Below are 13,927 nucleotides of genomic sequence, written 5' to 3' on the forward strand. Positions count from 1 at the left end.
CCAGCAGGATCACGAAATTCAAGCTATCTCCATTCCCCTTGCAGGGTGAAGGCTGCCCAGTAATAGGGAGATTTCCAGGTTGCATCCTGCAACATCTCGATTTGTGCGGCTCTCAGGGCGGCGGCTGGTTTTAAGTTGTCTTGCAGCATCTTTTTGTAGAATCGGCTCATTAATTCTGAGGTGCCTTCATCCGCCACACTCCACAAACTGACTAAGACTCTAGGGGAACCTGCATACATAAAGCCTCTTGTCAAGCCCACTAATCCTTCTCCTTTAATCTCCTTGCCCAGTCCAGTTTCGCAGGCACTAAGGACAACGAGTTCGGCGGGGAGGTTGAGGTTGAAGATATCGTTGAGTCGCAGGAAGCCATTCTGGGGGGTACCTTTGGCATCGACGAGAGAGAGAACAACGCCCGATAATTCTGGATTGGTACTGTTGAGGATGCCGTGGGTGGCAAAGTGTACGATTTGATATTGGCTGAGTTCTGGGCTAGTGGCTGTGGCACGATTGGCGGCAAAATCGAAGGCGGATTGGCTTTGAGTGGTGGGGACAAAGGAGAGGATGCGATCGCTCTCTTTGCGTGTAAAGGGCAAACGTTGGAACGTAACGTCGGCTTCTTGGGCAGAGCGAGTTAACGCTAAGCTGTCCAAATCGTTAGGGTTTACAGGTTGTGGGGACACCGAGGTTTTGAGCCGTTCATCGTTGGCGCTAAACACTGGATCGGCAATCACAGTTACCTTCTTTGGAGCTAATTTACGCCCGTTGGTGTCTTGCCTCAAGATGGCGACGGTTGAGGCTGAGGGTGAATTGACGATTTCGTGGTTGACAATTAGGGGAACAGGAGTTTTGTCCTTACCCAAGCTGTCGGGTGTTGGTAATGCAGCAAACGGTAAATACTGGAGTGCGCCGTCGCTGACGATGAGTAAGCGTTTGCCTGCCAATTGTCCTGCAACGGGAGATAACAGGATTTGACTGAGTTGGGTAGTGACTTCTAGGCTATCCTCGCGGGGAATAGCACCGAGTCCTCTTTGTTCGGGTGCTTTTTGTTTTCCTGTCTGTTCGTAGAAATTTTGGGCGGCTTTTTCAATCTCGGCGCGTTTGGGGAGTTCGTAGCTGGTGAAGCTGGTTTTGGTCACTGCCCACAGGTAGCTGCGTTCTTCGCCTAGGGAATACTGTAGCAGTAGGGTGTCGTCATCGAGGACTTGCTGCTGAATTTCGGGGAGGGTAAGGGGTTTTGGCTGAGTGAGTGCGGCATAGCTGGGACTGGTGGCGCGGATATCGGCTTGGGCTTGGCGATACTCTTCTAAGAGGGTGGTTTGTTCTCGTTCAATTGCCTCTGCTTGTTCTTTAGTGTGGTTACCGCTAAGGATTTGGACTCGGCGTTTCTCGACGGCATCAAGTTGCTGTTGCAAGGTGCGTTCGCGTTCGATTAATTTAGGGTCTACACCTTGGCGAATGTCAGTACCTGCTTCGGTGAGGAGTTCCAGCAAACCCCTTGCCCTTGAGCGTTCGCTGGCGTTGAGGGCTAGAGCGTCGTATCCTTTGCCGGGGTTGGTTTTGTGCAACTGCATCAGCAGGTCGATGTAGAGCTGGTAATAATCTTGCACTGTGGCGAAGTAAGAGGTGCGGAGTTGCTGGCTATCAATCTTGGTGCGGAGATCTTCAATAATGGTGATGGCAGCTTCAACTTGAGTTAAGGCTGAGTTGAGGTTGCCTTGGCTGCGTTCTAGGTAGGCAACATTAAAGAGCGTAAGAGCTTCCTGTGGCTTGTCCCCAGTAGCCCGACTCAAGGGCAAGGATTGGTTGTAGAATTCCAGCGCTTTTTGCTTTTGACCTAAATCGCCGTAGACTGCACCGATGTTATTGAGACTAATGGCTTCTACTGCCTTATTCCCAGTAGCCCGAAGCATGGGCAAGGATTGGTTGAAGAATGAGAGCGCTTTTTGCTTTTCTCCCAAGTCGGAGTAGACTAGACCGATGTTGTTGAGGGTAGTTGCTTCCCCTGCCTTGTCCCCAGTTGCCCGAAACATGGGCAAGGATTGGTTGAAGAATGAGAGCGCTTTTTGCTTTTGACCTAAATCGTCGTAGACTCGACCGATGTTGTTGAGAGTAACCGCTTCTTGTGGCTTGTCCCCAGTAGCCCGACTCAAGGGCAAGGATTGGTTGAGGTAGTCGAGGGCTTTTTGCTTTTCTCCTAATGCGTAGTAGACTCGACCGATGTTGTTGAGAGTAATCGCTTCCCCTCGCTTGTCCCCAGTTGCCCGTTTCAAGGGCAAGGATTGGTTGAACAATTCCAGCGCTTTTTGCTGTTCTCCTAAATCGGAGTAGACTTTACCAATGTTATTGAGGGTAGTTGCTTCCCCTCGCTTATCCCCAGTAGCCCGTCTCAAGGGCAAGGATTGGTTGTAGAATTCCAGCGCTTTTTGCTTTTCTCCTAATGCGTCGTAGACTGCACCGATGTTACCGAGAGTAAGGGCTTCCCCTGTCTTGTCCCCAGTAGCCCGACTCAAGGGCAAGGATTGGTTGTAGAATTCCAGCGCTTTTTGCTTTTCTCCTAATGCAGAGTAGACTGCACCGATGTTAGTGAGGGTAGTTGCTTCCCCTCGCTTATCCCCAGTAGCCCGTTTCAAGGGCAAGGATTGGTTGAAGTATTCCAGCGCTTTTTGCTGTTCTCCTAAATCGGAGTAGACTTGACCGATGTTACTGAGGATAGTGGCTTCCTGTGCCTTGTTCCCAGTAGCCCGACTCAAGGACAAGGATTGGTTGAGCAATTCCAGCGCTTTTTGCTGTTCTCCTAAATCGGAGTAGACTTGACCGATGTTACTGAGGGTACGGGCTTCTTGTTTCTTGTCACCAGTAGCCCGACTCAAGGGCAAGGATTGGTTGTAGAATTCCAGCGCTTTTTGCTTTTCTCCTAAATCGGAGTAGACTAGACCGATGTTGTTGAGAGTAACAGCTTCCCCTGCCTTGTCCCCAGTAGCCCGAACTATGGGCAAGGCTTGGTTGTAAAAATCCAGCGCTTTTTGCTTTTCTCCTAAGGCGTTGTAGGCTCGACCGATGACCAAGAGAATGAAGGCTTCCAATGTCTTATCACCTACCGCCTGAACCAGGGGTAGTGCCTCTTCAAATTTTGTAATTGCTTGTTGCAGAGATTCTGCTGTGCCTTGCTTGTAGAGTTGTACTCCCTCCTGAAAGACTCGTTCGGCTGCGGCGCGGGTGGCGTCTTGTTGATTAGTTGTAGGCTGTTGGGCAATGCTGGCTCCCCCCTTTTTAAGGGGGGCGGGGGGGGGGTCTAAACGGGGGGAGAATTGTTGAGGTGTGGCAGTGACGGATGTTGAAAACAACAGAGTAGTGATCAATAGCGCTAAACCGAAAACTTCTCCTCCAACCCCAAGAGATCCCCCTAAATCCCCCTTAAAAAGGGGGACTTTGACTAGATTCTCCCCCCTTTTTAAGGCCGGAGCTTTAGCGAGAAGCTGGGGGGGATCTTCTTCGCGACAGGCAGCTACCGACTGTGAAAATAAAAGAACACCGACTAACAGAGCTATACTCCCTTCGCATAGAGTAGCGCGGCTCTTGAGCAGCAATAAGAGTACTTTGTGAGTCCTTGTGTCTGTTTTTTGCGATCGCGCCATTACCGCACCTGCCCTCTTCACCGCTTTCCACTGTTGCATTCTATCTCTGAGAGTTTAGAGGTTATGCAGGTAGGTTGGGAATTTTTCAGATCTTTAGATCCCCAACTTTTTAGAGAAGTCGGGGATCTAGGGTTCACAAGCGATCGCCAGTGCTTCAGCCAGGAGTAAGCTTACAGTCAATGTCTAAGGTTGAGGGATTGAGGGATACTTGCTCTCCCCAAATATCGAGGATTGGGGTGTCAATCCTAAAAAAAGAAATAGGACTGGCATCATACCAATCCTACTTCACAAAGTTGATTAAAAGTCAAGTCCTAGGGTTCACCAATTTTCGGTGCGACCAGAGACAACAACGGCTGCTCTGCCTTCACCACTGCCGGTTGTCCCAGACTGGGCACCGATGCACGAAGCCGCTCTGTCAACTGATGCGTAGTGGCATCGTAAATCTGAGTCAGCATCTTGGGATAAAACCCAAAGCCGATAATCGGCACCAACAAACAGGCGATGATAAACACCTCTCGCGGTTCGGCATCTTGCAAAACTTCGTGTTCAATCAATTCCTTGTTTTCCGGACCATAGAAAATCTCCCGCAGATTGGACAGCAGGTAGATGGGAGTGAGAATCACCCCAACCGCTGCCAAAAACACGACAATCACCTTGAAGGTTGAGCTATAGGCATCACTGGTTGCCAAGCCAATAAATACCATCAACTCTGCCACAAATCCGCTCATCCCCGGTAACGCCAAAGAGGCGAGGGAACAAGTCGTCCACATGGCAAAAATCTTCTTCATCTTCTGCCCCACACCCCCCATTTCATCCAACATCAGGGTGTGAGTTCGGTCATAGGTGGCACCGACTAAGAAGAACAGGCTGGCACCAATCAAACCATGAGACACCATTTGCAGCACAGCGCCACTCATTCCCAAGTCGGTAAACGAGCCAAGCCCAATTAATACAAATCCCATGTGGGAAATGGAAGAGTAGGCAATTTTCCGCTTCAGGTTACGCTGAGCAAAGGATGTCATTGCCGCGTAAACGATGTTCACCACCCCTAAAATCACCAATATCGGTGCAAAGTAAGCGTGAGCATCGGGCAGCATCCCCGCATTCATGCGAAACAGGGCATATCCTCCCATCTTCAGCAGAATGCCTGCCAGCAACATGTGCACGGGTGCTGTCGCTTCCCCGTGGGCATCCGGTAACCAAGTGTGCAGGGGGAAGATGGGTAACTTCACCCCGTATGCAATCAAAAAGCCAGCATAGACCCAGAGTTGGAAGTTTAGCGCATAGTCTTTGGCAGCGATCGCACTCATGTCAAACGTTACGGTATCCCCGTAAAACGCCATCGCCAATGCCGCGACCAAAATAAACAGCGAACCGCCTGCCGTGTACAAAATAAACTTTGTCGCCGCATAGAGGCGCTTTTTCCCGCCCCAAATCGACAACAGTAGGTAAACCGGAATCAACTCCAGTTCCCATACCAGGAAGAACAACAGCATATCCTGAACGGCAAACACGGCAATTTGTCCGCCGTACATCGCCAGCATCAGGAAGTAAAACAGCTTGGGTTTGAGGGTAACCGGCCAAGCCGCTAGAATCGCCAGCGTCGTCATAAAGCCGGTCAGCAATACCAGAGGCATCGCCAACCCATCAACACCCACTGACCAATTCAAGTCCAGTTCGGGTACCCACGAGTACTTCTCCACCAATTGCAGTCCGGGCTGGGAAAAGTCATACTCTGTGCCAAAGGCATAAACAATCAGGGAAAAATCAATCAGCCCGATGATTAGAGCATACCAACGCTCCCACATCCCATTCTTTTCAGGGAGAAAAGGGATAAACAGCGAGGCAACGATGGGAAAAAGAATAATAGTTGTTAGCCAGGGAAAATCTGTCAAGCTCATGTTCAGTTGTTTGTTTTTAGTTCAGAACTTACGCCGTTGAGATTTCTTAAGAGTCTGAATCAAGGCGCAAACAGAACCTCTTTCCTATTCTCTGATCTGGGAGTGTCTGGGGTGGTTTGTCCCACACACTCTTTCCTAAGAGCCTATCCGAAAAGTAAGGATGAGATCTGAAGCCGCAAATGGACACCGATCAAGACAGATGTTAGGGGATTCGGGAATCAATTTTCCGGATAGGCTAAAGTTCTAGAGTCTTTCCTTGTTAAAAAGGGTGACTCGCTGAAAGTTGCCAGTTTTTAGGGGTTGGTGGTGAGAATGCGCTCACTCCTATTTTGGGGTAATCGCCTCCTCAACTCGTCATCACCCAATCACTGACCACTCACAAGTTTTTAGGTAATCCCAGAGGCAATCACTAAACCCAAGACAGCGGCAAAGACAATCAGGGCATAGAACTGGACACGACCATTCTCCAGGTATTTCAACCCTTCACCACTTAAGAGGGTCGCAAAGCCGGTCAGGTTAACGGCACCATCGACAATGCGGTAGTCCACTTCCATAATCTGCCGTGCAATTCGGCGCAAACCGATAACAAAAACCTTGTGATAAATGTCATCAAAGTACCACTTATTCAATGACAAATCGTACAAAGGTCTAATTTTTTCGGCGATCGCTTTCGCGTCAATCTTACCGCTTAAGTACATCAGCGAAGCTAGGGTAATCCCAATCAAGGCAATCCCGACGGAACTGCCACCCATAATCAGAAATTCTGTCCAATCAAAAGCCTCTGCCTCTGCCGCTACGTGGACAACAGCCTCCCCAGCGGGGTGAATAAACTCCTCGAAGTAGTTGTTAAACGGCGTCCCTACCAAACCAATTAGCGTTGAGGGTACCGCCAGTAACAACAGGGGCAAGGTCATGGTTAGCGGAGACTCATGGGGAAACTCACTATGTCCATGATCGTGCTCATCTTCGTGATCAGCCTCCGCTTTCAATTCTCTGGTATCCATCGCACCGGGGCCAAAGGCGGGTGCTACCTTACCCAAAGCGGCGGCTTTGAGCTGTTGCCGGATATGGGTTAAATTCCCCCGGAAATCTCCCTCAAAGGTAGAGAAATACATCCGGAACATATAAAATGCCGTGATGCCTGCGGTGAGCCAACCCACCAACCACAGAATCGGGTTTGCCTCGAACGCATTGCCGAGAATTTCATCCTTTGACCAGAAACCGGCAAAAGGAGGAATCCCACAAATCGCCAGAGTACCGATGAAAAAGGTCAAAGCCGTAAGCGGCATATACTTCCGCAAGCCCCCCATCAGTCGCATATCCTGAGCCAAAACGGGGTCATGACCTACAACACCTTCCATACCGTGAATCACTGAACCGGAACCCAGGAACAGCATCGCTTTGAAATAAGCATGAGTCATCAGGTGGAATAACCCAGCCGTATAGGAGCCAATACCCATCGCCATGACCATATAACCCAATTGGGAAATAGTGGAATAGGCTAAACCTTTCTTAATGTCATTTTGCGTGATCGCGATTGAAGCACCTAAAAAGGCTGTGAAGGCTCCCGTCCAGGCAATCACGTTCATCACCGATGGGATACCATCAAACACGGGGTACATCCGAGCAATCAAAAATACCCCAGCCGCCACCATCGTTGCCGCGTGAATCAGTGCGGAAATGGGGGTGGGGCCTTCCATGGCATCCGGTAGCCATACATGCAAGGGGAATTGGGCTGATTTCGCCACAGGCCCTAGAAATACCAAAACAGCAAACAGTGCGGCTAGAGCAGAGCTGAGGTAACCGGATTCCACAAAGGTTTTCAGGTGGGCACCCATCACATCAAACTCAAAGCTGCCCGTTGCCCAGTAAAGACCTAAAATGCCCAACAGCAGACCAAAGTCACCCACACGGTTAGTGACAAAGGCTTTTTGCGCCGCATCTGCGGCTGGCTTACGGTCGTACCAGAAGCCAACCAGCAGGTATGAACACATACCCACCAATTCCCAGAAAATATAAACCTGCACTAAGTTGGGGCTGACGACCAAACCCAACATGGAGGAGCTAAAGACACTCAAATAGGCATAGAAGCGAACATATCCCGGATCGTGAGCCATGTAGCCATCGGTGTAAATCATCACCAAAAAGGCTACCGTTGTCACAATTACCAGCATCAGTGCCGTCAAGTGATCGATGGTGTAGCCCATCGACAGGTGAAAGTTTCCAGCCGACGCCCATTCCAGAGTCCGGATAAAAGGTTCGTGTCCGTGAAATTGACTCCACAGCAAAGCAAAGGAAAGAACCATTGATGCTCCCAGGAGGGAGACAACCAACACGGCGTTTAACTGCCGCAGACGGTTAGTTGCTTTGTTCAGTGTGATTAGCCCTAAGCCCACCAGCATTGCTCCTAATAAGGGCAATACTGGTATAAGCCAGGCATATTGATAAAGCGGTTCCATGGCGAATGCCTTCTTCAGATTTCGTTACTATTCTGGCAAAACGTTAACACTGTGACATATACCTACTCGAAAAAAAAGTTTGCTTACCAACAATCAATAAACAACACAATGTAAAAATATCTACAAAATAAAAAGACCATCGGTTGATTACTTCTACCGATGGTTACATGTCAAACAAGCCAATGATTAGGTTTTGACACAACTGACTAGACTGCCTTTGAGCGTATATCCTATGCGAGGGTGTGGGGAAGCCCCTCATGGAACAACATCTATATTTAAAGGTTACGCCTGTTGAGCAGGTTCAGGAAAACGATATACACATTTAGATTTTTGGTATTTTATCACGAAAGTAGCTGGTGCTGATTTATCCCGATGCAGATGCAGTGGTCGTCGGGACAGTGAGATCGCTCCTCCAACAAGAGAGGGTATAGACTAAGCTGATTGGGGAAGCGAAGTGACCATGAGAGTTTTGAGCGCCATTCGCACATCCTCTCGTCCATGAAAGTTATCAAGGCGTTGAATCACCTGACCTCCCTCAAATAAGAGCAACGTTGGCAGGGACTTAATGCGATAGGTCGTGGCAAGCTTCAGATTGTCATCGGCATTAATTTTTACGATTTTGACTTGCCCATTCCATTCCGACTGAAACTCCCGAACGAGGGGCTGGATGACTCGACACAGGCCACACCAGGGTGCCGAAAAATCCACCAGAACGGGGAGCGAAGATTCTAAAACCTCTTGCCTAAAAGTCCGCTCGTTAAGAGACAACACCATTTTCCCTCGAAAATATATGAGTTTTTACAATGATTGGGATCATGCTACATCCAAATTGGATAATTTGGGCAATGAAAATCAAGAAAAATCCCGGTATTACTTGTATTACAGCTTGACGAAAGTATGTATTACGTGTATTACCAGTTCACCGTCCCCGTCGCAGTGATGAATAGGGGATGTCCCCACCACAGCAACAGGACAAAAACGGTAACACCCAGGTAAGCCGGACGGACAAACTCTTCCCATTTGAGGGTCTGACGTCCCTGGAGAATCGCCAAGAATGGGATGACAGACGTGCGAGCTTTTGCCACCTCAAAAGCATCGCCATATCGGGTCTGCATCCGTTTATCGCCATGCCAGACAGCGAAAAGATGATGCAGGACTAATCCGACTGAGGTGAGGAGGGTAAAGCTCGTGCCGACCCAAAGGGTATGGGCAACGCACCAAATCACCTGTCCCACCATTTGCGGGTGTCGGGTGATGCGAATGATGCCCGTCTCGAACAAGTGAACTTGGGGCTTTTGAATCGCGGCAATTTCCAGTAAGTTGAACGTAGCTGGATAAAGAAAGAGAAAAGAAATGGCTGAGAGAACCCAAACCAGCGACTGGATGCCGGGAACTCCCTGAACCTGCCAAAGTTGCAAGCCGTCATATCGGTGATTAAAAAAGTAAATGATTAATACAACAGCAAGGGGGAGGCTAACGAGGGCAAACAAAATACGGTAAAGTCTCGGCCCGATGCGTTGTTCTCCCCAAGGTCGGAGTGCGGCTAAACCACTATGAGCGACCGCAAACCCTAAAAGCAACCCAAGCATCACCCAATGGCTGGATGTTAGCCAACTCGAAAACGCCATAAAGATTAATGTAGATTTTGTGAACATTCCATCCTAACAAGTATCGGTCTAAGTACTTGCGGCCTCGGTATGTTACTGTCGATTTCAGCAGAGACTGACAACTTTTACTCTTAGGCCGTCCACATTGAGTCAAATCTCATCCTCAAACAAATTGTTATTGGCCTCAGTTGCTCCTTTCACTCAGGTTTAGCCGTATGTCTGACCTTCCTTTCACTCTTGACCAACTCCGCATTCTCAAAGCAATCGCTACTGAGGGGAGTTTTAAGCGTGCTGCTGATAGCTTGTACGTTTCACAACCCGCTGTAAGTTTGCAGGTTCAAAACCTAGAGCGGCAGTTAGATGTTCCCTTATTTGATCGGGGCGGACGCCGCGCCCAACTGACGGAAGCCGGATACCTCCTCCTGAGCTACGGGGAAAAAATACTCTCACTTTGCCAAGAAACCTGTCGGGCGATCGAAGATTTACAAAATCTCCAGGGTGGCACGTTGATTGTCGGCGCGTCTCAAACCACCGGCACCTATCTCCTGCCTCGAATGATTGGCATGTTTAGGCAGCGCTATCCCGATGTCGCTGTGCAATTACAAGTTCACTCCACTCGCCGCACCGCTTGGAGTGTTGCCAATGGACAGGTGGATTTAGCAATTATTGGTGGCGAAGTTCCCGGTGAGTTACAAGAGACGCTGGAAATTGTTCCCTACGCCGAAGACGAACTGGCACTCATTTTGCCACCGTTTCATCCTCTAGCCAAAATCGGTACGATTCAAAAAGATGATTTGTATAAGTTGCAGTTTATTGCCTTGGATTCTCAATCCACCATCCGTAAAGTGATTGACCAAGTCCTCAGCCGTTGCGGAATTGATACTAGACGCCTCAAGGTTGAGATGGAACTTAACTCCATTGAGGCGATTAAAAATGCCGTGCAATCCGGACTAGGGGCTGCCTTTGTCTCCATTTCTGCGATTGAAAAAGAGTTACAGATGAGCATCCTACACCGCGCACTGATTGATGATGTCGTAGTCAAGCGGGCGCTGTCTGTGATTGTTAACCCCCACCGTTATCGTTCTAAAGCAGCCGAAGCTTTTAGTCGCGAGATTCTCCCGGAATTTGCCAATCCTGGATGGAAACTCAAAGCCGAACCCGTCGCTATGACAGCACCGAAAATCCAGGCGAGTTCTGCTCATGCTGTAGGAGATTAACAGGAGTGTTGGGAAACTGAGGCATTGAGCGTCTAGGAATGTGCTTCGAGGCTAAAGTGGGAAGAGAAAGAAAAACCTGAGTGGCGTAATCTGTTAGTGTCTTTCGGTGCCTTCGATGCTTTATTCCTGACGCTCTGCTCTATATGGAAATTTACTGCACCCGTCCTAGCTGTCCCCGCCCCCAAAATCACTTTCCTGATCTGGATAACAAGGCTACGCTCAAGACGGCTCAGCAAAAATACTGTACATCCTGTGGGATGCCACTGATTTTAGTGAGTCGTTATCTTCCCTTGAAGTTATTAGGACAGGGAGGATTTGGAGCCGCGTTCCTCGCTCGCGATCGCTATACCCCCGCCATGCGCCAGTGTGTGGTCAAACAGTTTCAGCCCTCTGGGGATTTGAACCCACAGCAGCTACAAATTGCCCAAGATTTATTTGAGCGAGAGGCGGAAGTTTTAGAGCAACTAGGTAGCCGTCATCCCCAAATCCCGGATCTGTTTGCCTTCTTTCCCTTGAGTGTGCCTAAACCGCAAGGGGGTAACGAAGACCAATTCTTTTATCTGGTTCAAGAATTTATTGATGGACAAACGTTAGAGGAAGAATTAATCACCAAGGGGCAGTTTTCCGAAGCCGAATCACTAGAAGTCCTGCGAGAAATTCTCAATGTGTTGAAGTTCGTCCATGATAATCACTCCATTCATCGAGATATTAAGCCCTCCAACATCATGCGCCACAAGAATGGGCGTTTGTATCTTTTAGATTTTGGTGCGGTTAAGCAGGTTACGGCAGCGGGGGCAAGAGCAGGGAGATCAACAGGAATTTATTCTCAAGGCTATGCACCCCCAGAGCAGATGGCTGGCGCTCAAGTCTATCCTTCAACGGATTTGTATGCCCTAGCGGTGACGGTGATTACATTGCTTACGGGGAAAGAGGCGGGAGAACTGTATGATTCCTACAGTAACGGGTGGAATTGGAGAAGTTACACCCAAGTGAGCGATACCCTAGCAGATGTCTTAGACCGAATGCTGTTAGCGACGCCGAATCAACGCTTTCCATCTGCTCAAGAGGTGATCGATGCCCTCACACCCAGTCCTACCCCTCCTCCCTCTGTGATTCCTCCAGCCTCACAACGGAGAACACGACCTCGTAGTAAACCAGCCCAGGTACCACCACCTGTTCAGCCATCCACAGCTTCCCCCACAATGCCGCCCTTGACTCAACCTCAGAGTAACCCACCTGTAGCGGCGACTCCAATTCATCCCCAGCCTCAATCTGCACGACCCACTTCTTCTGTATTGGAGCTTTTGGGTGGGGCAGCTTTTACAGGATTTGAAGCGGGATTGCTATTTACTGCCCTGCGTATCGTGCTGGGCATTTCAAGCATTAGCATAGGACTATTAATCTTTATTGTGGGAGGGCTAATCTTTGCCCAAAACCGTCGCCTGATCGAGGGTAAAGACTTACCGATCGTTGGCGGACTTACCCTAGCGACTGTGTTATTCCTCGCTATCAGGCAAAATATACCTATCCCAGGAGTGATGATAAGCGCCGTTTTTGCAGGAGCTGGAGCGATCGCCATCACAGCACTTTTCCAGCTCATTTATCGCTTACTGCGTCGGTTGCTCTAAACGCCACCCATCTAGCCGCCAGCCTTATCAGTGCATGTCTCAAAAAAACGAAACGGTTGTTCTTGTAGTTTCTTTAGTCGTCACTCTGGCTTTAGTGGCGATAGGCGCGTGGTGGTTTACAAAAGGTAGCGGTACCAATCTAGGCGGTTTGGCGGGAAACCCAAGTAATCCGAGTGAAACCAAAACCACTTCACCTCAATTGAATCAGTCTGTTCAAGAGCACGTTAGTGCAGGAGAAAAGTTATTAATTCCTGCTAATCCTACACCCGAAAAACAGGCAGCAATCAAGGCGATCGCATCGGGTAATTATGCAGAAGCGATTACGCAGCTAGAAGCCTCTCTCAAGAGCGACCGCAACGACCCAGAAACCCTGATTTATCTCAACAACGCTCGGATTGGCAAGCAAAAATCCTACACAATTGCCGCTTCTGTTCCTATTAGTACTGACCTCAATGCGGCTCAAGAAATAATGCGTGGGGTTGCTCAAGCTCAAAATGAAATCAATCGAGCCGGTGGAATAAAAGGTATTCCGCTCAAAGTTCTCATTGCCAATGATGAAAATAACTCAGATATAGCGAAGCAAATAGCTGCTGCTTTTATAAAAAACTCACAGATATTAGGAGTCATTGGTCATTATGCCAGTGATGTCACCTTAGCCACAGCCGATACATATCAATCCGGGGGATTAGTAGCGATTTCTCCGATTAGTACCACAGTCAAATTATCGGGTCGTAGTCGCTATGTTTTTCGGACTGTACCCAGTGATTACGTGGCAGCAAGAGCTTTAGCTGACTATATGCTGCAAAAACTTAAACAGGAAAAAGTTATTGTTTTTTTTAACTCTCAAAGCGGCTATAGTCAATCCCTAAAGTCAGAGTTTGTCACGGCTGTTTCTCTAGGAGGAGGGCAAGTGATTAACGAAGTTGACTTATCCGATCCGAATTTTAATGCCGCTCAAAGTATCGAGCAGGCTATTGAGGGAGGGGCACAGGTACTGATGTTAGCAGTCAATACAGGCACACTGGATAAAGCCATGCTCGTGGTTCAAGTTAATGGTAAACGGCTCAAGATCTTAGCCGGAGATGATGTTTACACTCCCAAGACTTTGCAATTAGGAGGACTGGCAGCGGAAAACATGGTGCTGGCAATTCCCTGGCATATTGGGGCAAACCCTCAGGCTGAGTTTACCAAAGCAGCAAATCAACTTTGGGGAGCAGACGTGAACTGGCGCACGGCAATGGCTTATGATGCTGCCAAAGCATTAATCGCTGGGATTGAGCGTAATCCAACACGGATAGGGGTACAACAATCGATATTGGCACCCAACTTTTCTGCCCAAGGTGCGGCTGGAAATATTAAGTTTTTGCCATCTGGCGATCGCAATCAATCTGTTCAGTTGGTTACGATTCAAGCCGGTTCTGACAACCCTTGGGGCTATAAATTTGTCCCAATCCCAAAATAAGGAATCCTCCAGCTAAAA

At 48.8% G+C, this 13,927-nt stretch carries 8 protein-coding genes; 3 read left to right on the forward strand and 5 right to left on the reverse strand.

Annotation, left to right across the window (positions count from 1 at the left end):
- Positions 1 to 23: 23 nt before the first annotated feature.
- From MIC7113_RS02530 to MIC7113_RS02550, 5 genes are all read right to left on the reverse strand, one after another.
- Entirely contained in the window at positions 24 to 3,674 is a 3,651-nt protein-coding gene (locus tag MIC7113_RS02530; RefSeq protein WP_015180607.1) for a CHAT domain-containing protein, read from the reverse strand.
- A gap of 272 nt (positions 3,675 to 3,946) precedes the next feature.
- The gene (gene ndhD1, locus MIC7113_RS02535) at positions 3,947 to 5,530 is read right to left on the reverse strand and encodes a photosynthetic/respiratory NAD(P)H-quinone oxidoreductase subunit D1 (RefSeq protein ID WP_172642266.1); all 1,584 of its coding nucleotides are present in this window, start codon (positions 5,528 to 5,530) and stop codon (positions 3,947 to 3,949) included.
- Positions 5,531 to 5,922: 392 nt separating this feature from the next.
- A complete protein-coding gene (locus MIC7113_RS02540; RefSeq protein ID WP_015180609.1) occupies positions 5,923 to 7,995 on the reverse strand; it encodes an NAD(P)H-quinone oxidoreductase subunit 5 in 2,073 nt (690 codons plus the stop codon).
- Between the two features lie 432 nt (positions 7,996 to 8,427).
- The gene (locus tag MIC7113_RS02545) at positions 8,428 to 8,769 is read right to left on the reverse strand and encodes a thioredoxin family protein (protein WP_015180610.1); all 342 of its coding nucleotides are present in this window, start codon (positions 8,767 to 8,769) and stop codon (positions 8,428 to 8,430) included.
- 137 nt (positions 8,770 to 8,906) lie between these two features.
- Positions 8,907 to 9,623, reverse strand: a complete 717-nt coding sequence (locus MIC7113_RS02550; RefSeq protein WP_015180611.1) for an NnrU family protein — start codon at positions 9,621 to 9,623, stop codon at positions 8,907 to 8,909.
- Between the two features lie 194 nt (positions 9,624 to 9,817).
- Here MIC7113_RS02550 and MIC7113_RS02555 point away from each other — a divergent pair, with 194 nt between their 5' ends.
- The 3 genes from MIC7113_RS02555 to MIC7113_RS02565 all read left to right on the forward strand — a co-directional run bounded on the left by MIC7113_RS02555 (position 9,818) and on the right by MIC7113_RS02565 (position 13,909).
- Positions 9,818 to 10,819 carry a LysR family transcriptional regulator gene (locus MIC7113_RS02555; protein ID WP_015180612.1) on the forward strand — a complete coding sequence of 334 codons (1,002 nt, stop codon included), beginning with the start codon at positions 9,818 to 9,820 and terminating at the stop codon, positions 10,817 to 10,819.
- A gap of 143 nt (positions 10,820 to 10,962) precedes the next feature.
- Entirely contained in the window at positions 10,963 to 12,447 is a 1,485-nt protein-coding gene (locus MIC7113_RS02560) for a serine/threonine-protein kinase (protein ID WP_015180613.1), read from the forward strand.
- A gap of 34 nt (positions 12,448 to 12,481) precedes the next feature.
- Positions 12,482 to 13,909, forward strand: a complete 1,428-nt coding sequence (locus MIC7113_RS02565) for an ABC transporter substrate-binding protein (protein WP_015180614.1) — start codon at positions 12,482 to 12,484, stop codon at positions 13,907 to 13,909.
- The last annotated feature ends 18 nt before the right edge of the window (positions 13,910 to 13,927 follow it).

The organism is Allocoleopsis franciscana PCC 7113 (assembly GCF_000317515.1).
Classification (GTDB): Bacteria; Cyanobacteriota; Cyanobacteriia; order Cyanobacteriales; family Coleofasciculaceae; genus Allocoleopsis; species Allocoleopsis franciscana.

What these genes read in the sequence shown, in the direction of transcription:
- MIC7113_RS02530 (WP_015180607.1), bottom strand. Translation starts at nt 3,674, where the DNA reads ATGCAACAGTGGAAAGCGGTGAAGAGGGCAGGTGCGGTAATGGCGCGA.
- MIC7113_RS02540 (WP_015180609.1), bottom strand. Translation starts at nt 7,995, where the DNA reads ATGGAACCGCTTTATCAATATGCCTGGCTTATACCAGTATTGCCCTTA.
- MIC7113_RS02545 (WP_015180610.1), bottom strand. Translation starts at nt 8,769, where the DNA reads ATGGTGTTGTCTCTTAACGAGCGGACTTTTAGGCAAGAGGTTTTAGAA.
- MIC7113_RS02550 (WP_015180611.1), bottom strand. Translation starts at nt 9,623, where the DNA reads ATGGCGTTTTCGAGTTGGCTAACATCCAGCCATTGGGTGATGCTTGGG.
- MIC7113_RS02555 (WP_015180612.1), top strand. Translation starts at nt 9,818, where the DNA reads ATGTCTGACCTTCCTTTCACTCTTGACCAACTCCGCATTCTCAAAGCA.
- MIC7113_RS02560 (WP_015180613.1), top strand. Translation starts at nt 10,963, where the DNA reads ATGGAAATTTACTGCACCCGTCCTAGCTGTCCCCGCCCCCAAAATCAC.
- MIC7113_RS02565 (WP_015180614.1), top strand. Translation starts at nt 12,482, where the DNA reads ATGTCTCAAAAAAACGAAACGGTTGTTCTTGTAGTTTCTTTAGTCGTC.